Source organism: Micromonospora sp. IBHARD003 (genome assembly GCF_056106285.1).
In genome coordinates this window covers 15,833-38,451 of the sequence record NZ_JBWBBX010000002.1, presented here as the reverse complement: position 1 = coordinate 38,451, position 22,619 = coordinate 15,833, and the positions used below count along the sequence as shown (strand labels likewise).

General features: G+C 69.8%; 21 protein-coding genes and 1 pseudogene. 13 read left to right on the top strand and 9 right to left on the bottom strand.

Features of this window, described 5'->3' with window-relative positions; all coding sequences use genetic code 11:
- Positions 1–2: 2 nt before the first annotated feature.
- Positions 3–212, bottom strand: a complete 210-nt coding sequence (locus ACTWOL_RS35995) for a hypothetical protein (RefSeq protein ID WP_367490636.1) — start codon at positions 210–212, stop codon at positions 3–5.
- 469 nt (positions 213–681) lie between these two features.
- Between ACTWOL_RS35995 and ACTWOL_RS35990 the strand changes: the two genes are divergently transcribed.
- Complete coding sequence (locus ACTWOL_RS35990) at positions 682–1,146, top strand: GNAT family N-acetyltransferase (protein WP_367490639.1); 465 nt, start codon at positions 682–684, stop codon at positions 1,144–1,146.
- Between the two features lie 193 nt (positions 1,147–1,339).
- Here the strand turns inward: ACTWOL_RS35990 and ACTWOL_RS35985 are convergent, their stop codons facing one another.
- The 4 genes from ACTWOL_RS35985 to ACTWOL_RS35970 all read right to left on the bottom strand — a co-directional run bounded on the left by ACTWOL_RS35985 (position 1,340) and on the right by ACTWOL_RS35970 (position 6,619).
- Positions 1,340–2,410 carry an ATP-binding protein gene (locus ACTWOL_RS35985; protein ID WP_474301362.1) on the bottom strand — a complete coding sequence of 357 codons (1,071 nt, stop codon included), beginning with the start codon at positions 2,408–2,410 and terminating at the stop codon, positions 1,340–1,342.
- The gene (locus ACTWOL_RS35980) at positions 2,407–4,782 is read right to left on the bottom strand and encodes a transposase (protein ID WP_474301361.1); all 2,376 of its coding nucleotides are present in this window, start codon (positions 4,780–4,782) and stop codon (positions 2,407–2,409) included. The genes ACTWOL_RS35985 and ACTWOL_RS35980 overlap by 4 nt, the downstream gene beginning before the upstream one ends.
- Positions 4,783–4,787: 5 nt before the next feature.
- Complete coding sequence (locus ACTWOL_RS35975) at positions 4,788–5,405, bottom strand: hypothetical protein (protein WP_474301360.1); 618 nt, start codon at positions 5,403–5,405, stop codon at positions 4,788–4,790.
- Positions 5,406–5,662: 257 nt separating this feature from the next.
- Positions 5,663–6,619 carry a TniQ family protein gene (locus ACTWOL_RS35970; RefSeq protein WP_474301359.1) on the bottom strand — a complete coding sequence of 319 codons (957 nt, stop codon included), beginning with the start codon at positions 6,617–6,619 and terminating at the stop codon, positions 5,663–5,665.
- A gap of 203 nt (positions 6,620–6,822) precedes the next feature.
- On the opposite strand from ACTWOL_RS35970, the gene ACTWOL_RS35965 reads away from it, so the two are divergent.
- From ACTWOL_RS35965 to tpg, 6 genes are all read left to right on the top strand, one after another.
- Positions 6,823–9,267 (top strand): helicase associated domain-containing protein, encoded by a 2,445-nt coding sequence (locus ACTWOL_RS35965; RefSeq protein ID WP_474301358.1) that lies wholly within the window; start codon positions 6,823–6,825, stop codon positions 9,265–9,267.
- 191 nt (positions 9,268–9,458) lie between these two features.
- On the top strand, positions 9,459–10,286 hold the full coding sequence (locus ACTWOL_RS35960) for an SAVMC3_10250 family protein (RefSeq protein ID WP_474301357.1): 828 nt from the start codon (positions 9,459–9,461) through the stop codon (positions 10,284–10,286).
- A gap of 584 nt (positions 10,287–10,870) precedes the next feature.
- The gene (locus ACTWOL_RS35955) at positions 10,871–11,251 is read left to right on the top strand and encodes a hypothetical protein (protein ID WP_328336044.1); all 381 of its coding nucleotides are present in this window, start codon (positions 10,871–10,873) and stop codon (positions 11,249–11,251) included.
- A gap of 14 nt (positions 11,252–11,265) precedes the next feature.
- Positions 11,266–11,739, top strand: a complete 474-nt coding sequence (locus ACTWOL_RS35950; protein WP_474301356.1) for a helix-turn-helix domain-containing protein — start codon at positions 11,266–11,268, stop codon at positions 11,737–11,739.
- Positions 11,736–13,256 carry a telomere-associated protein Tap gene (gene tap, locus ACTWOL_RS35945; RefSeq protein ID WP_474301355.1) on the top strand — a complete coding sequence of 507 codons (1,521 nt, stop codon included), beginning with the start codon at positions 11,736–11,738 and terminating at the stop codon, positions 13,254–13,256. Before ACTWOL_RS35950 ends, tap begins: the two co-directional genes overlap by 4 nt.
- A 9-nt stretch (positions 13,257–13,265) precedes the next feature.
- Positions 13,266–13,820, top strand: a complete 555-nt coding sequence (gene tpg, locus ACTWOL_RS35940) for a telomere-protecting terminal protein Tpg (protein WP_367490664.1) — start codon at positions 13,266–13,268, stop codon at positions 13,818–13,820.
- Positions 13,821–14,375: 555 nt separating this feature from the next.
- Here tpg and ACTWOL_RS35935 read toward each other — a convergent pair.
- A complete protein-coding gene (locus tag ACTWOL_RS35935; RefSeq protein WP_328336041.1) occupies positions 14,376–14,786 on the bottom strand; it encodes an ester cyclase in 411 nt (136 codons plus the stop codon).
- Between the two features lie 93 nt (positions 14,787–14,879).
- Between ACTWOL_RS35935 and ACTWOL_RS35930 the strand changes: the two genes are divergently transcribed.
- Complete coding sequence (locus ACTWOL_RS35930; protein ID WP_474301354.1) at positions 14,880–15,854, top strand: 2-hydroxyacid dehydrogenase; 975 nt, start codon at positions 14,880–14,882, stop codon at positions 15,852–15,854.
- Between the two features lie 189 nt (positions 15,855–16,043).
- Here ACTWOL_RS35930 and ACTWOL_RS35925 read toward each other — a convergent pair whose 3' ends face one another.
- Positions 16,044–17,081: a hypothetical protein gene (locus tag ACTWOL_RS35925; protein WP_474301353.1), complete on the bottom strand. Its 1,038-nt coding sequence runs from the start codon at positions 17,079–17,081 to the stop codon at positions 16,044–16,046.
- Between the two features lie 191 nt (positions 17,082–17,272).
- On the opposite strand from ACTWOL_RS35925, the gene ACTWOL_RS35920 reads away from it, so the two are divergent.
- From ACTWOL_RS35920 to ACTWOL_RS35905, 4 genes are all read left to right on the top strand, one after another.
- Complete coding sequence (locus ACTWOL_RS35920; protein WP_351746911.1) at positions 17,273–17,536, top strand: helix-turn-helix transcriptional regulator; 264 nt, start codon at positions 17,273–17,275, stop codon at positions 17,534–17,536.
- Between the two features lie 145 nt (positions 17,537–17,681).
- On the top strand, positions 17,682–18,557 hold the full coding sequence (locus ACTWOL_RS35915; RefSeq protein WP_474301352.1) for a DUF6083 domain-containing protein: 876 nt from the start codon (positions 17,682–17,684) through the stop codon (positions 18,555–18,557).
- A gap of 2 nt (positions 18,558–18,559) precedes the next feature.
- Positions 18,560–19,036, top strand: coding sequence for a hypothetical protein (locus ACTWOL_RS35910; protein WP_474301351.1), 477 nt, complete (start codon positions 18,560–18,562; stop codon positions 19,034–19,036).
- Entirely contained in the window at positions 19,033–20,550 is a 1,518-nt protein-coding gene (locus ACTWOL_RS35905; RefSeq protein ID WP_474301350.1) for a UvrD-helicase domain-containing protein, read from the top strand. The genes ACTWOL_RS35910 and ACTWOL_RS35905 overlap by 4 nt, the downstream gene beginning before the upstream one ends.
- Positions 20,551–21,430: 880 nt before the next feature.
- Here ACTWOL_RS35905 and ACTWOL_RS35900 read toward each other — a convergent pair.
- Complete coding sequence (locus tag ACTWOL_RS35900; protein ID WP_328336034.1) at positions 21,431–21,844, bottom strand: transposase family protein; 414 nt, start codon at positions 21,842–21,844, stop codon at positions 21,431–21,433.
- A gap of 223 nt (positions 21,845–22,067) precedes the next feature.
- A pseudogene (locus ACTWOL_RS35895) lies at positions 22,068–22,124 on the bottom strand (hypothetical protein); the annotation flags it as partial.
- A gap of 277 nt (positions 22,125–22,401) precedes the next feature.
- Between ACTWOL_RS35895 and ACTWOL_RS35890 the strand changes: the two are divergent.
- Complete coding sequence (locus ACTWOL_RS35890; protein ID WP_275116395.1) at positions 22,402–22,575, top strand: DUF6207 family protein; 174 nt, start codon at positions 22,402–22,404, stop codon at positions 22,573–22,575.
- Positions 22,576–22,619: the final 44 nt, after the last annotated feature.

The following is a 22,619-nucleotide window of genomic DNA, read 5'->3' as shown; positions in this document are numbered from 1 at the left end:
CGTCACATGCGGTCGTACGCCGACGGCTTCACCGCGGCCACCACCACCGCGGCCACCGTCTCGGCCACGAGCGCCTGGGCCACGCCCTGCCAGGCCGACGCCGAACCCAGCGTGCTCAACACCACGATCAGCACGGCGACAACCATCACCACATCGGACAGGTGACACGGCACCGGTGTGCCGTCCCCCACACACAGCAAAGCCTTACTCATGCGTGAACTCCCTTGATGCACCTCGGACATGTGTGCCACTACCGGCAGGAGGTTTGGGGCCGGCCCGCCGCTGCACACATCCCAGATCGTGCCGGACCAGCCCCCCTCAGCACCACCCGGAACCAAGAGTTCAAGGTATTGTCCCAACTCTGTCCAGAACAGGGACCTGATGCCTTTTACCTGCTCACAGACCTCTTTCGGCTAGCCGACCCGAGGCAGAACAACGATGTACCGCCTGTGTCCAGGTTTCGGGTTGCTTCCTGCGGCCAGCCTGGGACACCCTGGTGGCAGGATCTGGGCACCTCGGACAACGCCGTGCACGGAACCCGGACCGCAGCGCATTTGGGGTGCGCCCGGTCAGCGGTGAGGCCGCGCGCTCAGCGCGCGGCCCGCCCGCACTCCCATGCAAAGCGGCGCCTGAGCGCGAAGGCGCCGCGTCTGCTCGAGCGCACACGGCACACTGGGAATCATGATCCCGGTACAGATTTCCGTCGGCCTCGGCGAACACAAAGACGCTGCGCGGGCGTTGCTTCAACGCGAGTGGCCCCTGGCGGATCTGCCGTCCCCCGTGAACGAGCCCCGCATCTGGACCATGATCCGCTCCGGCTCGAACGCTCTTTCCGGGTTGGCCGTGGTGGCCAACGGATTCAGAGCCCCGGCGGCGTCAGCCGACGGCCCGCGTCCCTACCACCCCCGGCTGGAGTACCTGGTGGTTGACCAAGAGGCGCGGGGCGAGGGCTTGGGGCGGCAACTGGCCCGTCGCGTACTCGAGGACGCCAGCAAGGGCGCGCACGACGTCCTCATAGAGGTAGAGCGCACGCGCCCGGACGCCGTGCGTTTTTGGACCCGGCACATGCACTGCACTCTTCTGCCCGAAGCTGAGCAGACCGACCTCAAGATCTACCACTTGAGGTGGTCTCCCGCCGAGAACTGACACCTGGGCGCCAAGGTCCCCCGGGCATCTGCGGGAGCAGTGATACCCGACCGGGCCTGCGATGGCGACAGCCGTCTTTGCTTCCAGGCGCACGGGAGGCCAGTCGAAGCCCACCCGGTGCAGGACCACCGCAGCTTTGCCGCTGGAGGAACAGCGCCGCATGTGAGAGAGCCGGACGTCCAGAGACAGGGGGCTATCGGCTGTCGCCGCGGCCGATGCGGATGTCGTCGAGGAGCCGCTTGGTGATGGCCTCCGGTTCGTCCTCGGTGGCGGTTTCGATGGCTTCCTGCGCGGCCTGGCAGATCAGGTCGCTGAGGGAGGCGATGTAGCCGCCGGTGCGCTGGTGCAGGTACTTGGAGAGTTTCAGCAGGGTGCCGGGCTTGTGGTCGTACAGGCACAGGTCTTCCTCGAAGCCTTGGACGACGCTGTGCCAGTCGTCGCCGTAGGGGATGATCCCCGCCCACAGCACCGGCAGGTCGCTGAAGTAGGTCTTGCCCTTGAACACGTCGGGCAGATTCTTGCGCCGCCTGTCGTAACGGGCCTCGTGGACGATTTCCCGGGCGCCGGTGCCGCAGAAGATGAGTGTCACGTTGGTGCGGTCCTGCAGGGCCTCGAAGTAGCTGAACGCGTTGGCGATCTCGTTGTCCTGGATTCGGTTGATGCCGTCGATGAGGACCAGCTGTGTCTTCGCCTGGCGCATCACGTGGGCGACGGCCTCGGTCATGTCGGCGGTGCGGCGGTTGCGGTCGTCGGGGTTGAGGGTGTGGTTGAGACCCAGGAACTCGGCCAGGGGCAGCGACCAGTGCAGATTGCTCTCCCGCTCCGGCGGGACGGTGACGTAGATGACCGGGATGCGGTTGGGGTCGGGGCCCAGGTCCGATTCGATCAGGCCCTGGAAGCCGCGGCCGATCTGCACCAGCAGGGTGGACTTGCCGGTGCCCCGGTCCCCATCGATGATCATGTCCGTAGCGCGGCCGATGCTGCGGAAGCGGTTCTTGCGCAGCTGACGCCGCGCATCGAGCAGGCCACGCCACAGGGCAGGAGTGACCACGGGCAGCATCTCGGCGTGGTACATCAGGCGCGGGTCCCGGGGCCCGACCTCGGTGCCCTTGGGCGCCCAGTCGGCGCGCTCGAGCGGGGCGAGGCGACGCGAGGCCGCGAGGTTCCAGCCCTCCCGTGTGGTCAGCAGTGGAGGGTCGACGGGCTGGGTCACGGCCTCGGCTACGCCGGGGCCGAAGACGCTGATCAGCTTTTCTCGGTTCATGATGCTTCTCCGTCGTCTTCTTCGGCACCGGGCTCTGCGGTGGGGGGCGGAGCCGGTCGGGGGAGGGGTGGCTGGGTGATGCCGAATACCTCGGCCGCGCCGCCGCGCAGGCTCAGCGCGCCCGTCCGGTACGCCCGGGCGGATTCCTGCACACCCTTGCTGCCGGTGGCTGCGGGCTGGCCGGCAACGGCCGGTTCGACGTCCGTGTCGGTCTCCATGCCCGGGTCATCGGGTGGCGGGGGAGGGGCGGGACGGGGTGCGTGCAGGAAGTGTTCGGCGGCCATGGTTAGCGCCGGCGCCCGCACCACGGTGGCGGGGTCGGGGTCGGGGATGCCCTCGTACGGGTCGGCCGCGGGTACGTCCAGGTCGAGGGCTGGGCCGGTGAACAGCTGCGGCACCTGCACAGTGTCGGGGTCCGGGCCGCGTCGGGCCCGCTCGCGCAGACGGGACACCTCGCGGGCGATGCGCCGCTGATCCTCTTTGTGGCCGCCGTCCTCAAGGACGGCGAGGGTGGCCTGCTCCCAGGTCCATTCGGTCCAGTCGTCGCCGATGAGTCGCTGGTGGATGAACTCCGCCTCCACCCAGTCGTCCCGGTGGTGGTCCCATAGCCACACGAACCGCGGCGCGTAGGGGCTGTAGCGGATCTGCCAGCGCCTGCCCTGCCCTGGGATCCCGGTGTGCCGGTTCTTGTACTCCTGCAGGGCCTGGCTGTTGTAGATGCGGTTGCCGATCCTGACGCCCTTGTCGGTCACCTTCAGGTAGTTGAACGGCAGCAGCTTGCGGTTCTCGTGCGGCGTCAGCGTCAGCGGCACATGGCCCTCGGCGGCCACCAGCGTGGCGTACATGCGGTTCGGGCTGATCGTCAGGCCGGGCAGGAACGGGCTGCGCAGTCCGTCGTGCGGTTTTTGCTGCCAGTCCAGGGCGATCCACTCATTGAGCAGGTCCTGCAGCTCGTTCAGGCTCCACAGCGGCCCCTCGGTCACGTGTTTGCCACGCCGCTTCAGGTCGGAGCCGGTGTAGCCGGTGACGTACTGCGAGAACCTCCTCTTGATCGCGTTGAAGGTGCTCTCGATGATGGCCTTGTCGGTGGCGGTGCGTTCCCGGGCCGGGCGGACCTTGATGCGCAGCATCCGGCATACGTCGTCGAAGTGCTCGCTGTTGAAGATCTTGCCGTGGTCGACGACGACCATCCGCGGGCGGATCACTGGCCGGGCGGCCGCACCGGCCATCCGCGGATCGCACGCCACCAGATCCGCGTACGGCATCTCGGAGTGCTCCGCCAGCGCCCGCGGCGACCAGCCGGGCCGGGCTGGCATCGGGGCCAGGGCCTGGGCCAGCATGAGGACTGCGTCGAAGGAGCGGGTGGCGCGTCCGCCCAGCCGCCGTCCCCTGGGTCCGCGGCCCGGCACCTTCGGCACGATCATCGCGCCGATGATGGTCCTCGACGCCACGTCGATCGCCGCGGTCAGCTCCACCTGTACGGGCCGTCCGTCATCCCCGATCGCGATGATGTCCAGGCCGGTGGAGTCGATCTGCACCTGCTCGCCCAGCCGCCGTGCCAGGGTCGGCGTGTAGGGGGGAACGGCGCCGTTGGCCTCGTCCAGGCGCCGGTCGGTGGGCCAGTGCAGCGAGGCCACGTTGATGCCCAGCCGCCCCAGCAGCCGGTAGAAGGTGGCCCTCGAGATCATCAACTTGTCGTACTCGGCCTCGTGCTCACGCCACACGGCGGCCTGCAGCCGCTCGTACAGCCGGCTGGCGTCCCCGTCGGATTCCCCCAGCCCCGCTTTGACCTCCGCCAGCAGCAGCTTGACCACCCGCTCGTCGGTGCGCCCCCAGGGCGAGCCCGGCACAGTCTCGCGGATCAGCCCGAACACTCCGCGCGCCTGATACGCGCGCCGGCGCCGCTCGATCGTGCCGGCCGAGGCGTGCTTGAAGCCCAGCGTCTTCATCTCCGCGGCCTTGGCGGCCAGACGCTGGCGCACGGTGAAGCGGCCGGGGTCGTAGCCGGGGCGCGGCACCGCGCCTTCCTCGGCATCCGGGGGCACCCCGTCGTCGATCTCCCGAAGATGCCGCTCCCAGTCCCGCACCAGCTTCGAGTCGGCCTCCGACAGCAGGGACAGGCGGCTGGTGTCCGTCACCTGTTCCCGCTCGAGTTCCTGCAGATCCTCGTCCAGGAGAGCGAAGTCGTCGGCACCGACCACGGCCTCGACCAGGGCACGGGCATCCGCTCCCTCCTCGCCCAGGCAGCCCAGCTGCACTTCTGCGCCCTGCAACACCAGGACCCGGTAGGTGCCGCCCTGCCAGCGCAGCCTCGCCCCGAGCCGCAGCCCGGCCTGCTCTCGCGTGTCCGCCTGCCCCACGGCTGTTGCCATCGCCTTTATGCCTCCTCGGCATCAGCCGCCTGGCTGGCCCACACCGGCGAGGTCGGCAGCAGCGGCTTGGTCCAGTCACACGTCAGCTCGCCCGTCCACACCAGATGCCAGGCATAACCGGGCGCGTTCAGCCCGAGGCCCGAGGCGGCCGCGCCCGCCTGCAGTGGGCGCGGTGTGGCGAACACCTCCAGCAGGACCCGGCGGACGTGATCGTCGGGGGCGAACTCCGGTCCGCTGAAGTGCGCGGCACTTTCCAGCGAGGACCGCAGCACCCCCTGTGGCACCTGCAGCGGGCGTATCTCCCAGCCCGCCTCGTCGCCGGCCTGCCGCAGCACCCGCTCCTCCACGTCCGTCTCGTCGCGGGGCGGGTGCGCGAAGACCAGCCTGCGTCCGTCGCGGGTGCGGGCGACGAAGGCAGGCTCCACGGTGCCGTGCCGGCCCTCCAGCTCCCAGTGCACCTGCACCACACCGGACTGGAAGCACACGATGTCCGCATCGAAGTCGAGGAGCATCGCCGCGTCCATCTGCACCGTGCTCGTGCACCACACCGCCTGCCCGGTGGTGGCCGAGGCCCATTTGGTCAGGATGGAGCGGCGGCCTTTGTAGGCGCGCGGTTCGGACAATGGCTGCCGCTCCTCCAGCGGCACGCCCCGCACGCCAGCCGGTTCATCGCGGCACGTGCGGCCTGCCGCGCTGCGGTACTGCACCTGTATGTCCATCGGCCAGGACAACCCTTCCGCACCTGACATCCCGCAGGCCACGGCGGGAACAGTGCTGGACCGATGCTAGGCGACGGTCCGTATGCCCTGGCAGCCTGTCCCTGAGCTGCAGCCCGGACAGGGCTGGAAGGGACCAGCACGTCGTTGCGGCACGTACCCTGTCAGCCGTAGGGGCGGGGGCCGTTTCGGGCCAGGACTTCCCATGGGACACAGGTCAGTTTGTCTACGGAGGCCATCTCCGGCACGTCCCGGTGCGGGGCGCCCGGCAACTGCTGCCAGCGCTGTGCGGGATCGGCCTGGCGGCGTCTGAGCGGTGGATGCTGTCGGCTCCACGCGGCCAAAGCCGCCCCCAGCTGCCAACCCAGGTCCCTGGCGGCCTGGTCGCGCCAGTGCTGGTGTTCGTCGGGCTGCAGTCGGTGCTCCAGGCGGTGCCGTTCAAGGCGGGCCATCCGGGTAGCGACGCGGACCGCGATGGGCAGCAGGCGCAGGGGCGTGGTGCGGCTGCTGCCCAGGCGGGGCAGGCGTACGGCCTCGTGTGCCAGGACGCCGAAGGCATCCGCGACCAGCAGACGGCCCACCGGGCCAGCGCCCACCAGCCGCAGCCGACGTCGTTCGGCCTGGATCACGTGCGGGCCCGGTGACAGGTCGATGTAGGAAATCCTGTCCTCGCGCGAGTTGTCGTGGAAGCGGCCGTGCCGTACGCAGATGTGCCACGGGTCCGGTCTGATCAGCCACACTGGATCCAGCACACCGTGACGGGCCGCGCACAGCGCACATCCGTGCACCAGGAACCCGCTGAGCGGCCGCCACGGCCACTTGCACGCCGGAGCTCCTGACCCGTCGGGCAGCAGATGCTCATCCCGCAGGCTCGTCAGCGCTCTCGTCAGTTGCGCCAGCGGGCGCCTGGCTAGAAGCGCCAGCCGCTGCCGCGCAGCGGCGTTGAGATATAGCTCGCTCTCCCCGGGGTCGACGTCGGCGGCGGAGCGGCCCTCGCCCACCGTGGCTAGAAGGTGGGAGACGGACTGTCCGTGACGGGCGGCCAGCCGCGTCACGAAGGAACCGGTCGACTCGCCGTCCACCAGAGGCATCAGGTAAGGCAGCGGCCGTATGCGCTCCACCACTCACCTCCACCGCACATCGTGCCTGCGTGGATGTCCCGCCTGCGGCGGGAGTGCGCTGTGATCTCGGTAACGACTTTCCGTATCAGCTTTGAACAGCTGATACGGCTGACGCAAGGTCGACTCTGTGCCCGCCGCCCCCACCAGCCGGTATGCGGGCGGACAGTTGCTGACTGCACCGTCCCGCGAAGGGAGCCCCGGCTGTGGCGGACAGAGGCGTCAAACAATTGCGGGTCTACCAGCGCGAAGCATACGACGCCGCGGTGCGGGCCCTGTCTCGTATGCCCCGGGCCACGATCATTTCCGCCACTGGCACCGGGAAGACGATCACCGCCATGCGGATCGCGGAGCATTTCGCCGGGCAGGGGCACATCCTCGTTGTCGTCCCCTCCCTCAGCCTGGTCGGCCAGACTGCCTGGCACTGGCATGCCGACAGTCGCATCGCCCGCATGCTCGCCGTCTGCACGCTCAAGGCGACCACGGTGAGCTTTTCCGGGGACCGTCTCACCGCGACCACCGACCCGGCCCGCATCGCCCGCACCCTGGCCGCCTCGTCCGGTCCGGCCGTCGTGTTCACCACCTACCAGTCTCTGCCCGCGATCGTCCGCGCCCACCGGAACTACCAGCTGCCCCCCTGGGAGATCGTGATCATCGACGAGGCGCACCGAAGCAGCGGCAGCAGCAACAAGCAGTGGGCCATCATCCACCACGACAGCATGATTCCCGCCGAACGCCGCCTCTACATGACTGCCACACCCCGCGTCTGGAAATCCGAGGACCCTGCCAAGGAACGGCGGCGCCGCCGCACCCTGCAGCCTGGGGAACCGCCCGAGCCGCTGGCTTCCATGGACGATCCCTCCATCTACGGCCCCGTTGTCTACAACCTCGGCCTCGCCGACGCCATCGACCGCGGCATCCTCGCCGACTACCGCATCGTCGCGCCGGTCATCACCGACGACGACCTGCATGACATCCTCACCACCGACGACATCTCCCACCATCCCAACGGCCTGCGGTTGGCTGCCCTGCAGGTCTGCCTGCTGCATGCGATGAGAACTCACCGCGTCCGTCGTGTCATCAGCTTCCACAGCCGCATCGCCTACGCCCGCCAGTTCAGCGAAACGCTGCCTCGCACGGTCGCGGCCGCCGCCTCCACTACCCGGGTGCGCCGCCTGTGGACCCGCGCTTTGTACAGCAAGCAATCACCGCGCCTGCGCGCCGAGTTCCTGGCCGAGTTCGAAGGTATTCCCCTGCTGCGCCGCCGCTCAGGCCCCGCCGACCAAGTCGACGGAGCCGTGCTGTCCAACGTCCGCATCCTGGGCGAGGGCGTCGACGTGCCCGACGCGGACGCCGTCCTGTTCGCCGACCCCAAGCGCAGTGCCTCCGAGATCATCCAGGCTCTCGGCCGCGCCCTGCGTCAGCCCCCCGGAGCAGGCAAAGTCGCCGTCCTGATCATTCCCGTCTACATCGGTTCGCGCCAAAGCACCGAACAGGCCATGCTCTCTTCGGAGTTCGCCATCCTGTGGGAAGTCCTCAACGGGCTGCGCACCCACGACTCCCGCTACTGGCGGCGCCTGGGCGGCGGCCACACCGATATCCGGCGCATCATCCCCCGCCCCCCGCCGCCCGAACGTGCAGGGGAGGTTGCCTCTGTCACCCAGTTGCGCACCCACCTGGTCGACACCGGGCTGTGGGAGATCGGCTGGGAGGCCGCCGTGCGCTTCTTCGAACGCCGCGGGCACCTCGACGTGCCCAGCGAGTACACCGACCGTGCCGGATACCCCCTGGGGCTGTGGCTCGGTCAGCAACGCTCGCTCTACGCGCACGGAAGCCTCGACGCCCAGCGTGCCCTCGCCCTGACCAGCCTCAACATCTCCTGGCCTCACCCCGAGAACAGTTTCGAAGCCCGCCTGGAGCAGGCCATCAATTTCGCGGCCCGCCACGGCACCCTGACCGTCACCCGCGCCCCCACTCCGGACGAGCGGCCGCTGCTGAGCTGGCTGGCCCGACAGCGCCAGCTGGTCGCCGACAACAGCCTGCACAGCGACCGCATCGATGCCCTCAACGCCGTCGACCCCTGGTGGAACCCGCCCTGGGGCGTGGCATGGCAGCACGACTACACCCATCTCACCCTCACCCCGCGCACCGCCCCCGCCACCCCCCTGCCGGCCTCCGGCCACGAGGCCGGCACCTGGCTGGACCACCAGCTCAACCAGCTGCACACCCTGCACCCCCAGCAGACGCGACTACTAGCCCAACTCGCCGCCCAGCACCCGCACTTGCACCCTCACGCCATGCTGCTGCTGCCCGACCCCGCACCGCGCGCCCGCGCCTTCAGCCGCGGCCTGACGGCGGCCCGCCAGTACCAGCGGCGCGAAGGCCACCTGAATGTCCCGCTCTCTCACCGGGAAGACGTCCACGGCGACGAGGTCCGCCTCGGCCAGTGGCTGCGCAAATGCCGCAGCAACACCGCACAGATGACCGCGCCTCAGATCACCGCGCTCACCGCCCTCGGTATCGACCTGGACCCCGTCTTCCGGCCCGTCCCCACCGCCGTCGACCGCACCGAGGACCCCATGGACGACGACGCCCGGTGGCCCGGAGAAGATCTGTCGTGGACCCGACCGCCTCCTCTTGCCCTTCGATGAGCGCACCCGTGCATACCATCGCCTCACCCGCCGGATGAAGGAATCCTGGTGCCCCCAGCACGCATCCACCGGATCTCACGATCCGGTGGATGCGTGCTGGGGTGGGGGTCTCTCCTCGGCGCCGGCCGCCCCATGCCGCAGGATGAAGGCCGGTGCGTAGGCGACTGCAGTGCATACGAGAAGGCGGGGACGTGCGAGAGCTGCAATATCTGTCAATCGCGAAGCTCGATGACTTCTACGAGCCGCCGCGAAGGAGGCTCACCGATCGCGCCGTCGACGCCGAAGCCAACGTGCTGGGCGTCGGTGCGCGCGTCGCCTTCGGGGAAGGAACGCCGATGGAGCTAACGCCTGCCGAACGCCTGGAACCCGTGCTGGAACATCTCAGCAAGCAGTGCTGGGCGCGCGTATGGGAGCCCGCGGCTTGCGCGCACTTGGGACTCGACGCTTGGCTCGAATTCCGGGGCCCGTTCCGCTACGGCCCCGCAGCCAGAGATGTCGGATTCGACGACCGCGGCGTCTTCGCCTACGCGTCACTGGAAGAAGGCCACTGCCCGCACCATGACGGCGAGTTCTGCCCTAACATCGAGCTGCTGCTGTGTGGCTCAAAGCAGCACGTGAGGGATCATCGCGATCATCCGCCGACCAGGATGGGCTCCGGCTCGGACTGGCTGCATGACATGGCGGCCGACTTGGTCCAACGAGAGGCAGACGGGGACACGACGCCCCCGGAAACATTGGCCTCCACCAGGCTGAGCGATCAAGAATTCGCCGCCAGGTCTGCCTTCTCCATGATCTCGATGTTCTACCGGACTCCTGGGTACCTGCGCGGTCATGCCCCCGTACTGTGCAACTTCCCGCCAGAGCGGCTGCGGCACCGAATGATCGTGGCCACCCCCTTGTATGTGGAGGCCGGCGTGCAGCCCGTTCCGCCACTACCCCAAGCCGGGGATGCTGAGCGCCGTAGGCGCTGGTGGCGACCGCAACGCCTGCACGCCTCTCGTGAATCCGATACCGCTTGAGCACGTGCACCTGCCGTGGCGTGTGCTCGTGCACCGCTTGTTACCCTCCTGGTGGGCTGACTGTATTCGGCGCAGTTCTCCGCTGCACAGGAGTTCGGGGGGTCAGGACGCCGTCGGCCAGGAGCTGGCGTCCTGCCAGGCCACTCGTACGTGCGTCAGGAACGCCGGTGCTTTCTCCTGCTCAGAGGTCATCAGTCGTGCGTTTCTTGACGGTGCGGTGCCTGGCCCGCAGTCAGGAACGCCGCGCGCGCCAGCTCTTGCAGTTCTTGGCTGCCTGTGGAGATGGTGGTGCAGCTCGTCGCCCCGTCGCCGAAGCGCTGCGCGCTTTGCAGGCAGTGCCAGGTGTCGCCGAGCCTGGTCGGCGACACCCCTCGCGCGCTCGAGGTGCTGTCCGCGGCGGGCGCAGCTGAGGGTCGAACGGGCGGTGTGGAAGGGATGAGAACGAAGCTCTCCGTGTAGGTCCACCTGCGGAGAAGGCGGTGTCAGACATGGTCGGCGTTCGTTGGCAGGGTTCAGAAACTGCCAGCTGTTCAATGAAACAACAATACGTTGTTTCATTGAACAGTTGGGGTATGGTGCCCCCCATGACACGAGACGCGCGCGATGAGGCCCGGCGGCGGCTGGCTGGACTGCCGGAGGACGCCACCGCCCACTGGGCTCCGGCATGCCGTCTGGAGCAGGACGCCGCTCTGCTGGGACGGCTGCTGACAGCTGCGGCCGGCCAGCAAGGCGGCGGGGCGGCAGACGTCACTGTGGATGATGTCGGCGCAGCGCTCAACCTGTTCGAGGACATGCGACATCAGCTGGACCGGCTGGAGTCGCATGTGGTCATCGAGGCCAGGCGCCGAAGCATGGACTGGCGCCAGATCGCCGAGCGTCAGGGACTGAACTCATCGCAGGCTGCTTCACAGCGCTATCAGCGCCTGATGACCCGCCTCGAAGAAATCCGCCAGGGCGTCAGGTAAAAGGGGAAGCACAGATGACCGACCAGCCCCAGGAACTGCTCGCCGCTGTCGACTCACTGCTTGCCGCCGTCGACAACGGCACCGTGCTGCCCCTGCCCGCCGAGCGAGTCCGCCTGCGGGAGGCGGCCGGGCTGACCCAGGCCGCCGTCGCTCAGGCGCTCGGCACCCGCGTGCCGAGCGTCGAAGCCTGGGAGGCAGGCCGGGCCGAGCCGAAGGGCCAACGCCGCGAGGCCTACCGCCGCCTGCTCGACGGTCTCGCCCAGCGCCATCCCGCGCCCGCCTCGTCCTCCGGCACGCGTGCAGCCCGTCACGAGCCGTCCCCTGCCCTCCAGGTCCAGGACACATCGTCCTCACCCACGCCGAAGGCGCGCACCGTCCAGGCGAAGGGGTCCATCCCCGATGACCGCTCGCAGTTCCCGAACGGGCCGCTCGCGGTGCTGGACGCAGACGGCACCGCTTACTGCCCGGGGGGAGTGCAGGTGCCGTGAGGCTGCACCGCCACGGCAAGGACTCCGATCCGCTGATCGTCCTCACCGCCCATGCCGCTGCCCGTTTCGGACTGCCCCCCGCCCTGGAGGACCGCCGCGCGCTGCGCCTGGCCGACAACCACCCGGTGGTACGTGAGCTCGCTCGCGCCAAGTGGAAGCTGACCCGCCGCGGCTTCGGCCCCTGGCCGCGTATCTACCGGCCCGCCCAGGATGGGCGCCGCCAGTGCGTCCAGCTGGCCGTCGTGCCCTGGGGCGCGTTCGATGCCCGTACGTGGGGGAGTGCTGACCAGCTGCCGGCCCCGGAACTGGCCCAGGTACTGGGCGACTACGCCGCCCGGGTCATCGTCCCGCGCGGCTCGGCCGCCGTGTGCGGCCTGGAGCTGATGACCGCGCTGCGTCCGCCCACCCGCCCGGTCAAGGACCCCGTTACCGGCACCTGGACATCGGGCCCCAACCCCGGCGCGCTCACCCAGCCGGTGGACCCCGCCCCGCCGGAGGCCCCCGACGAGCACCCCGTCGTCGCCGCCCGCTACCCGCGCGGGCATCAGCGCACTCCCGCGGAGGTCCTCGACGAAGAAGCCTTCGAGTGGATCCGCGACCCGGAACAGCTCACCGACGACGAATGCGCGAAGTCGTTCGCGGTGGGCATCGACGTCAACATGGCCTTCGCCGCGGCCGTCAACCGGCTCACCGTCGGCCTCGGCGCCCCCGTCCACGCGAGCCGCCCCCGCTTCGACAAGAAAGCGCCCGGCAGCTGGCTGGTCGACCTCTCCCACATCGACTTCGACACCCGCCTGCCCAACCCCTTCACCCCGCACGGCCTGCGGCCCGACGGCCCGGCCTGGTACGCGACCCCCACCGTCGCCTACGCGACTGAACTCGGCTACGACATCACCCCACTTGAAGCCTGGCTGCGCCCGGAGTCCGGTCCCTACCTGGACGGCTGGTACATCCGGCTGCGCGACGCCTACCTGGCCATCATGGAACGCCTCGGCGTCACTGCGGGTATGAACGAGACGGACTTCCTGGCCGCCATGGAACACCACAAGGACGCCGATCCCGCGCAGGCCGCCGTCCTCTCGGCGATCAAGGCGACCGTCAAGGGCGGCATCGGTAAGCTCCGCGAACGCCCCCAGGGCGCCGGCTACCGGCCCGGCGAGCGCTGGCCCGCTCTGGAGCGCCCCACTTGGCGGCCCGACATCCGCGCAGCCGTCATCGCCGCCGCACGCGTCAACATGCACCGCAAGATGCTCAAACTCGCCGCCACCGGCCTGTTCCCGATCGCGGTGCTGTCCGACTGCGCCGTCTACCTCTCCGACGGTCCCACCCCGCTGGACTTCCTGCCCCGCACCCCCGAGGGCAGGCCGCTGCCTGGCGGCTTCCGCCTCGGGGTGAGCCCCGGCATGGTCAAGCACGAAGGCACCCAATCACTGATGTGGGCGGTGAAGATGCTGGACCAAGGCCACAACCCCGCCCGGCACATCAAGGGCACTGACGCCGCCGCGGGCGGGGAGTAGGAACCGCACGTGGGCATTTTCAGCGACAGTCTCGACAAGGCCACTGCCAACACCTTCACTCGCCCTGTGCCCAAGTCCCCGCAGGCCCAGATGCGTTTCCTCGTCAAAACCGCCAAGGGCACCCGGGCCGCTGCCGAAGCGCTGGGCATCTCCCAGCGCACCGTCGAGCGCTACCTCAAAGGACAGATCAAGCAGCCGCGCCCGGACCTCGCTATGCGTCTGGTGGACGAGGTGCGCCGCCGCTGGCAGCCCCGGGTGCGCGAACGTGCCAAGAGACACGCCGCGACCACCGGAGGCATCGTCATCGAAACGCGCGCCCGGTTCGGCTTCAGCGCCGCCCCAGGCACCACCGACGACGCCCGCATCCGCCTGATCACTCAGCAGCTGCCGCCCGATTACGCGGCCCGCCTCCTCGACGCCCACACTGCAGGCGCCACTGACCAGCAGCTCCAGGAGATCGCCGCTGAAGGCCTGCAGGAGATCTACTTCAAAGACCGCGGACGACGTGCCCCCGGCCTGCAGGTGGCCTTCACCGACATCGACTACGTTGAACTCGACTTTTGAGGGATGGTCAAGGAATCTGCCCGCACGCCTCTGTCACCTATGCGGGGTTGTTGCATTTTCGCTCCGGCGCGGAGCGCCGGAGCGTCTGGCTCTATCCATGTGAACGGGTTCTGGATCAACTTGTTTGCTGCTGGCAAGGCTGCGACACGTGTCGGCCCGACGGGTGCCGCGCGGGCCCTTCTTCACACGGATCAGCGGGGCGCGCAGGGCAGTGGCCGGGTCGTCCAGCGTACGCGTTGCGCAGGGCGATCTCGAAGTTGCTCAGGCGCGCAGGACCGCGCAGCTCACGCTCGTGTTCCACTCGTTGGGCGGCCATCACCTCGGCGCCTCGTGCTGCAGTGGCCTGCGGTGTGCGACGGCGTCGCAGCCAGGCGGTGCGCGCGGGCCGGTCGTGATGTCGGGTTCGGCATGGCGCGCCCTGGTTCGATGGCGGGCGTCGGGAGGGGACCCGCTTCACGGTACCTCGTCGGCGGACTGTGTCACTGGGTGGAAGCCCGGGGAGGGATTCTCCCCGGGCTTCCCGGCTGTCGTCCGTAGCGGCGGCAGCTCTCTGCGTCAGGATGCCGCGCTGAACGTCGCTCCCAGCTGGCTGAGGAGTCCGACGTAGTCCTCGAGGTGCCAGCTCTGCACGATCCGGCCGCCTTCCACCCGGTGGATGTCGGATGCGTTGAACTCGACCTGCCTGCCCGTCGCGGGGATCCCCATCATCTCGGCCTTGTGGGTGCCCCGGGCGACGGTACGCACCGCCGCCCGGTCGCCGGAGACGACAACGTCCTCAATGGTGATGGTGATGTCGGGGAACACGTGGCGCAGGAAGGCGATCGTTTCCTTGAACCCCTCGGATCCCGCACTGACGTTGGGGGCCAACGGGTTGTTCTCCCAGTCGGGCGCCAGTACTTCATCGACCAGCTTCGGAGTCCACGACCGGTACGGCGAATCGGGTAGCCCCGACGAAGTCCTGCGCAAGTTCCAACTGGCCGGTGACCAACTCGCTGACCGGATCCATGACTTCGTACGACGCGGCGCCGCCACCCGCCCCACCGCTGGAAGACGACTCCTATGACGATCGACAACACGCTCCGCCCCCGCATCGTGGCCACCCGGACCCTGCCGGACACAGCGCTCGCGCGACTGCGTACGGTCGGTGACGTGTGGGTCTCCCCGCACGACAGACCGCTCAGCCCCTCGGAGCTGGGGCGCGCCGTCGCCGGGGCGACGGCCGTGGTCACGATGCTCAGCGACCGGATCGACGCCGCTGTACTCGCCGCGGCCGGCAGCGGCCTGCGGATCGTGGCGAACACGGCCGTCGGCTACGACAACCTCGACGTCAGAGCCATCGCCCGGCACGGAGCGGTGGTCACCAACACCCCAGGCGCCCTGACCGATGCCACGGCAGATCTCACGCTCGCCCTCCTGCTCGCGGGGACACGGCGCGTCGCGGAGGGCGACCGCCTGGTGCGCTCCGGGGCGGCGTGGACCTGGGATGTGTCGTTCATGCTCGGCACCGGGCTGCAGGACAAACGGCTCGGTGTCATCGGGATGGGCCATATCGGCCGGGCCGTGGCCCGGCGCGCTGCGGCCTTCGGGATGGAGATCGTGAACTCCTCACGTCGCGACTCCCGTCCTGAAGCGCTCTCCCTCCCAGTCGGGCTCGACGAGTTGCTGGAGACCTCGGACGTCGTGTCTGTGCACTGCCCGCTGACTTCGCAGACCCGGCACCTGATCGACGCGGTCGCGCTGGAGCACATGAAGCCCAGTGCGTTCCTCATCAACACCGCCCGCGGAGCGGTCGTGGACGAAGCGGCACTGGCCCAGGCGCTTTCGACGGGCACGATCGCCGGCGCGGGCCTCGACGTGTACGAGAACGAGCCCGATGTGCATCCCGGGCTGCGCACACTCGACAACGTGGTGCTCGCCCCCCACCTCGGTTCCGCGACGGTGGAGACTCGCGCGCGCATGGCGGAGCTCGCGGCGGACAACGTCGTTGCCGTCCTGTGCGGCAGGGACGCGATCACGCCGGTCTCGGTGCCGTGATGCGGACAGGCCGCGACGGCTCCGTCAAGCCCCCTCACCGCGCCGCACGGGTCGCCGCCGGTGCCAGAGCGCAGCCTCATTGGCTGTCCGGATGAGAGGAGCAGGGAACTCCCTGCGCCGGTCGGCGCAGGGAGCTCTCGCGCCGAGTAGTCCGGGTGGAGAGGCGGCGGCGGACGGAACAGGGCCGTCTCATCTTTGTGGTGTGGCGCGGTGGGGCGGGGAGTGCGCGGGCAGCTTCCACCGGACTTCGTCGTTGTCGTGATGGTGGTGCCAGGCGGTCACGATGCGGGTGCGGACCAGCTGGTCGAGGAGGTCCTCCAGTTGCTGGGGCGGCTGCCCGCACTGGTGGGTGAGGGCATCGAGCTCGCCCCCGCCCGCCCCGGCGGTGCTGTGGGCGGCGAGGGCGAGTGCGGTCAGCCGCAGGGCGGAGGGCAGGGCGGGCGAGAGGGCCAGTGGAGCGGGATTCAGGGCCCATTGGGCGGCACGGATGCGCGCGGTGCGTCCCGGGGCCTGGTGGAGGACGGCGGCGTCGAGCAACTGTGCCTGGACGGGGGAGCCTCTGCGTCTGGGGCGGTGCAGCCAGCCGGCGTGCTCCAGCTCGAGCCACAGCTCCGCGCGGCCATGAAGCCGCATGCCGCGCAGGAACCCGTGGGGCAGGCGGATCTGCCCGTGGCGGTCAGCGCGCAACGCGCACTGCAGGGCGAGCAGCCGGGCCGCGGGGGAGGAGAAGCGGGGCAGCGCTGTGGCGAGGTAGGTGAGCATTTCGCGTACGCGCTGCTGTTCTGCCGGGCCGAACGCGGGCGTGTTGCGCGCAGGGCGCGCCATGCCGGCGGCCGGCATGGCGCGGCCGGTGCCGAGCAGGGTGGGCGGTACGACGGCGGTGTGGCTCATCGCCGCCGCGCAGGCGGCGCAGGCATCGGCCAGCCGCCACGCGCGCCCGCTGCGGTCGCAGGTCAGGGCGAGCAGGACGGGTCCCGCGCAGCCGCGGTGGCGCGGGTGCCAGTGGCAGCCTCTCGTCCGGCACTGGCAGGTGCGCAGATGCCCGGGCAGCGCGTCGGCGCGGGCGTGGCGGGCCAGATGGGTGAGGGCGGCCGAGCGGGCGGAGGCGGCCGGCAGGACAGGGCTGTGTGCGCAGCGGGGGCAGGTCAGGGCCGGTCCGCCCGTCTGCGGGCGCAGGTGCACCGTCCAGATCCGCTGCACCGCGGAGTGTGTGCTGGCAAGCCGCATCGGCTCGTTGTCCCTCCGGTCTGGTCCGCGTCGGCCTCGTGCGGTGGTCTCCCGGTACGCACGCGGGAGCCGCCCGCACCGTAGTGCAGATCTCTGCACTCGCGCAGTGCGAGTGTCCAGCGCGTCCACCTGCAGCGATAGTGCAGAAATCCGCACTGACAGGGCAGGTGTCTGCACCGTCCGATGGTGGGGTGACGATCTTGCCGCCCGACCCGGACCGCGACGCCCTGCGTGTGACGCTGGCGCGGCTGAGGAACGCGCGCGAGTGGACCTTCGACGAACTCGCCGGCCGCAGCGGCCTGGCCCGGCGCACGCTGATCGACCTCGAACACGGCCGAGCCGCAGGCACCGTCACCACCTGGCACGCCCTCGCGCACGCCTTTGATGTCCCCATCGAGCAGCTGCTCGGCTCGCTCTGCGACGACCACACCCCGCCCGGGCCCAAGGGCGCCTGACTTCGGTCGCGTCAGGCCTGGCGCGCCGCGTAAATCACCCGAACCGGCGAGCATGCATAGAACGCATACTCGTCGACTCGCATTGCCGTTCTATAGCGCTGGGCCGCCCGAGGGACTGCCCGCCCGCCAGCCCCACCCTCGGGGCGTGTCGCCTGGCACGGTCCTCGCCATGCGCCCCAACTCCACGCCCGGCTGCCACTGGGACGGCAGCCCCCGCACCGCCCCGGCGCGCCGTCCGCTGCGGGTGGCCGCCACCAGCCCCAGCCGCCTGCTGCGCGCCGGTCAATGCGGCCGCTGCCCCCGGTGCGGCAACCGCATCGACCTCTACCCGCGTGCCGACGGGCGGCCCATCGCCCTGCATCCCGCCGAACTGGCCACCGCCCACGTCCCCGCCTCCTGCCACTGGCACCTGAGCTCCGGCATCGCCCACCCGCACAGCGACGGCAGCGCATGGTGCCGCATTCCGCACGCCGTGCTCTGCCCGCAGCGCACTCCCCTCTGCCGGATCAGCCCACCCCTCAAGTCGGTGCGCCGCCAACTCGCCGTACGCACTCGCCGCCTGATCGACACCGGTGTCTTCACCACTCCCACGGCTGCCCCCACCAGTACAGCGCCTGACGGCCCCGACTGCCCGCTCGTGCGGATGCTGCTGGGCCACTGCCTCGCCGACAGCCCCCTGGAGGCCATCCGCTGCGTAGCCCAGACCAGCCACCGAACCCGCTGCCCCCGTCCCGTCCTGGCCCCGGATGCCCCGCCCGGATCGTGGAGGCTGCTGCCTATCGGCCACCGACGCGGCCAACTCGCCCTGCCCGAGCAGACGACGGCCGTCTACGACCTCAGCCAGCTGCCCCATGCCGAACAACGGCGCTGGCGTATCCAGCGCTGTCCCGCGCACGCCACCACCCATGGCGCCGCCGGCCTGGCCCTGGCCGGATGGCAGATCTTCGATCCTCTTCTGCATGCCAAGCACCTGCGTACCGGTCTGCCGTACCCACCGGCACACGGCAGCAAAGAGAGGTGACGATGCCGCACCACGCCCTGGAAATCCTCCTGACCCGCCCGTTGGTCCCGGCTGAACTCCGTGACGCCGCCCGCGTGCTGCCGCTCGCGACCAACCACGACACCACCCGCCTCATGACCCTCGTACGCGCCAAAACCCCCGGCCGCGCCGCACACCGGCTGCGCCAGCACCTCGCCACCCGGCTCCCCGTGGACGTGATCACCAGCCACTACCCGGACGCCGACGGGCAGGTCCTGCTCAACCTCGCCTTCCCGCCCGCCGTCCACGCCACGATCCGCCAGGCCGCCCAGGAGACGGGGCAGAGCCCGGAACTCTTCGTGAAGCTGGCCCTGCACCGTGCACTGGCCCAGCACGCCAGCGACGAGGCCGACCGGCTCGACCGGGCCGTGCAGCAACTGCTCGCCGGCACCACGACCGCACACCTCCTGGCAGCCGTCGGCCACGCCCTGACCCGCACCCCCGGAGCAGCCCCCGCATGAACCCGACCGACGAACAGACGGCCGCGGCCGACGCCTTCCACGCCGACCAGCACCTCGCCCTGCAGGCCGGCGCGGGCACCGGCAAGACCACCACCCTGGCCCTGCTCGCCCGCACCACCAAACGCCGCGGCCGCTACCTCGCCTACAACCGGGCCATCGCCCAGGACGCGCGCGCCCGCTTCCCGTCCACCGTCACCTGCAAGACCGCCCACGCGCTGGCCTATGCCGCCGTCGGCCACCGCTACACCCGCCGCCTGAACGCCCCCCGCCGCCCGGCCTGGCAGACCGGACAGGCCCTCGGCATCACCAAGCCCATCCGCATCGGCGAACGCGACCTGTCCCAAAAGACCCTCTCCAACGCCACCCTGCGCACCGTGGCCCGCTTCTGCCACACCGCCGACCCCACCATCACGAGCCGCCATGTCCCGCACCTGCGCGGCCTGGAAGACCGCGCCCTGCACGCCCAACTCGCCGCCCACATCGTCCCCTTCGCCCGCAAGGTCTGGGCCGACCTGCAGCACCCCGACGACGGCGCGGTGCGCTTCGACCACGACCACTACCTGAAGATCTGGGCCCTCACGAATCCGAAAATCGAGACCGACTTCCTGCTGCTGGACGAGGCCCAGGACACCAACCCCGTCGTCGAACAGATCTTCCTCGCCCAGCGCGGCCACGCCCAGTTGGTGATGGTCGGCGACTCCGCCCAGGCCATCTACGACTGGCGCGGCGCCAAAGACGTCATGACCGGCTTCGACGGCACCCAGCTAGCCCTGTCCCAGTCCTTCCGCTTCGGCCCGTGTCTGGCGCATGAGGCCAACCGGTGGCTGGCCATCGCCGACGCCCCGATCCGTCTCACCGGCACCGAGACCGTGCCCACCGAACTCGGTCCCGTCGCCCATCCGGACGCGGTGCTGTGCCGCACCAACGTCGGCGCCATGGCCCAGGTTATGGAGCTGCTGGCCACCAGGCACCGGGTGGCCCTGGTCGGGGGAGGAGACAGCCTGCGGGCCCTGGCCCTGGCCGCCCGCGACCTGAAGGAAGGCCGCCGCACCACCCACCCCGAACTGGTCCTGTTTCCCTCCTGGGGCGAACTGCAGGACTACGCAAGCCACGACCCGGCAGGACGGGACCTGCAGCCCCTGGTGGATCTGGTCGACACCCACGGCACCGATGCCATCATCAGCGCCGTCGCGCGGCTCACCCCAGAACAGCAGGCTGAGGTCACCGTCTCCACCGCTCACAAGGCCAAGGGCCGCGAATGGGCCCGTGTGAGAATCGCCTACGACTTCGCCCCGCCCAAGGACAGCGACCAGGACGACGGCACCGGACGGCCGGTGCCCGCGCCGATCGACGACGGCGAGGCCCGCCTCGCCTATGTCGCCGTCACCCGTACTCGTCGCCGGCTCGACATCGGCGGCCTGTCCTGGATTCACGACCATCCTGATGGATCCCCCCGGGCGCCCACGCGGATCGAGCCGCGTGCGCAGCACGCCCGTGCGGATGCGGCCAAGTGAGAGCCAGCTCACTTCTGCCGCGCCCGGGCAGAGCCGGGTGACGATCGCCGGACAGGCCCGACGGCATGTCCGTATCTGTGGGGTGGCTGGCCATATCGCCATGGCGCCGTGGCAAGCTTTCCGAGCTCTCCCGAGCGGCCGTCTGTGAAATCCCGGGCGAGCTGGTCTCGCTCGGAGAGGTGCTGGAGATCGCCACGGACAAGCGAGCATCCGTCTGCACCCGCATCAGTCGGCGGAGCGGTGGGACCGGCCGGAAGTGCGGCTCGAGATGGTCGCCGGGCACGGCACGAATGTCCGCACAACCGGGCGGACCGGGGCGGCTGTTTTTTGGCCTGCGTGTGGAAGAGCTTGCCGTCGGTGACGCCGAGGATGTCGGGCGCGGTGCCGTTGCGGCGGGCTTCGGTCTCGATGAGGTGGGCGAGGACGGCGGCGAGTTTTTGGCCGTGAGGCTGGACAGGGCGCGGGCCAGGCCGGGCTTGAGCCGCAACTGGACGACCGCGTCCATCTTCTGGGGACGCCAGGGCAGTGATGAGGCCGACCAGCTACGGGTGGCGGGCGCCGTCGCGGGTGTAGGGGAGGTCCGTGGGGGACAGCCAGTAGACCCTGCTGCGGGAGGGGGAGCGGTGCCGGTGCAGTCTCCGGCTGGAAGGTACTGCGCCGTGCGGACGAGGACGGTGCGGGGGTTCGAACGGTACGACGTACGAACCCGCGCATGAGGGCCTGCATGGCCATACCCGCATTCGACGTAAGTGGGGGCCTGGAGCGACGATTTCGGGGTCTGACCTGCGGGGACAGGGGTGGAACCACCTGGAGGGCGTTTCTCTTACGAGCACGTGCACGGTAAGCGGTGAGGCGTCGAGAACTTCGTTGTGGCCTGTGTTCACGTCTGCGGTGTCGGGTCCAGGTCCGCGATCTGCTGGTGGGACAGCAGGCTGGCGACGGCCTGGAGGGTGTCGCTGATGTGCTCTCGGCGACCGAGGTGTCGGGCCAGGTCCCGCCAGTTTTTCAGGTGGGCGATGCCGTGTTCGACCCGGATGCGGCGTGAGGAGTGGGCTTTGCGCTGTCGTTCGTGTATCTCCTCGTACCAGTCCAAGGCGTTCTTCTTGCACTTGCGGTGTGGTGGTGTGATCACCCGGCCGCCGGTCTGGGCGCCCAGTCCCTGGTAGCCGGCATCGGCGAGGATCTCGACCGCGGGCCCGTCGGCCAGGAGCTTGACCAGCCCTAACTGGCGGGCGTGGGTGATGTCCGCGCACGCGGCCTTCGCCGTCGGTGACGACCATGGACTTGACGGCATTCTGCTTGTTCTTGCCGGAGATGAACGTGTCCTGGTCCTTGCGTCCGGCGGCGGGCCGACGGACGCGGATCTCGGTGCCGTCGATGATGCCGGTCGTCCCGCTTGAGCCGAGGTGGTCGACGACCTCGGCCAGGGTCCGCAGCCGCACTCCGGGGCTGACCGTGCAGCCTCGCTCGGCGAGCAGGGGCCGCACCTCGCCGATGGCCCGGGTGATGGTGGAGCGGTCAACGCCGAACCAGCAGGCGAGCACGTCGTGGGTGGTGGCATGCCGGAGGTGCACGAGCGTGGCCAGGAGCCGATCGACGAACACCAACCGGTGCTTCGCACCCGCGCCCACAGCGCGCTTCCGCGGCTGGGACGCAAGCTTGGCCTGGTGCCGTTCGTGCCACAACGGGCCCAGCTCTGCGACGAGTTCAGCGATCACGTTGGCCGACAGGCCCGTGATCCTCCGGTCGCTGATGATCGCTGCACGAGACGCGTTCCCCACCACACGACCATGATCGACGATCAGAAGCTCGACGCCTCACCGCTTACCGTGCACGAGCTCGTTAGGCAAAGTGCATGTGCAGGGGCCCGGGCTGGTCGTGCTCGACGTCGCGGCTGCCGACGCTGTAACTGCGCTCACTCTTCAGGCCGTATTCGCCGAGCGGTGGGCGACGGCGATGGGCGGTTCGCAGCCCGGGATTGTCGTGCCGAGCCAGTGCGAACCGGATCACCCCGGCAAGGCGTAGTGCTGAACTCACCGAAAAGTCGAACGCTTTATCGAATTTCTAGA

Excerpts from the sequence above, each read along its gene's own strand:
- ACTWOL_RS35955 (WP_328336044.1), top strand. The coding sequence starts at position 10,871 with ATGACACGAGACGCGCGCGATGAGGCCCGGCGGCGGCTGGCTGGACTG.
- ACTWOL_RS35985 (WP_474301362.1), bottom strand. The coding sequence starts at position 2,410 with ATGAACCGAGAAAAGCTGATCAGCGTCTTCGGCCCCGGCGTAGCCGAG.
- ACTWOL_RS35980 (WP_474301361.1), bottom strand. The coding sequence starts at position 4,782 with ATGGCAACAGCCGTGGGGCAGGCGGACACGCGAGAGCAGGCCGGGCTG.
- ACTWOL_RS35905 (WP_474301350.1), top strand. The coding sequence starts at position 19,033 with ATGAACCCGACCGACGAACAGACGGCCGCGGCCGACGCCTTCCACGCC.
- ACTWOL_RS35925 (WP_474301353.1), bottom strand. The coding sequence starts at position 17,081 with ATGCGGCTTGCCAGCACACACTCCGCGGTGCAGCGGATCTGGACGGTG.
- ACTWOL_RS35910 (WP_474301351.1), top strand. The coding sequence starts at position 18,560 with ATGCCGCACCACGCCCTGGAAATCCTCCTGACCCGCCCGTTGGTCCCG.
- ACTWOL_RS35930 (WP_474301354.1), top strand. The coding sequence starts at position 14,880 with ATGACGATCGACAACACGCTCCGCCCCCGCATCGTGGCCACCCGGACC.
- ACTWOL_RS35990 (WP_367490639.1), top strand. The coding sequence starts at position 682 with ATGATCCCGGTACAGATTTCCGTCGGCCTCGGCGAACACAAAGACGCT.
- ACTWOL_RS35950 (WP_474301356.1), top strand. The coding sequence starts at position 11,266 with ATGACCGACCAGCCCCAGGAACTGCTCGCCGCTGTCGACTCACTGCTT.
- ACTWOL_RS35900 (WP_328336034.1), bottom strand. The coding sequence starts at position 21,844 with ATGCCGTCAAGTCCATGGTCGTCACCGACGGCGAAGGCCGCGTGCGCG.
- ACTWOL_RS35995 (WP_367490636.1), bottom strand. The coding sequence starts at position 212 with ATGAGTAAGGCTTTGCTGTGTGTGGGGGACGGCACACCGGTGCCGTGT.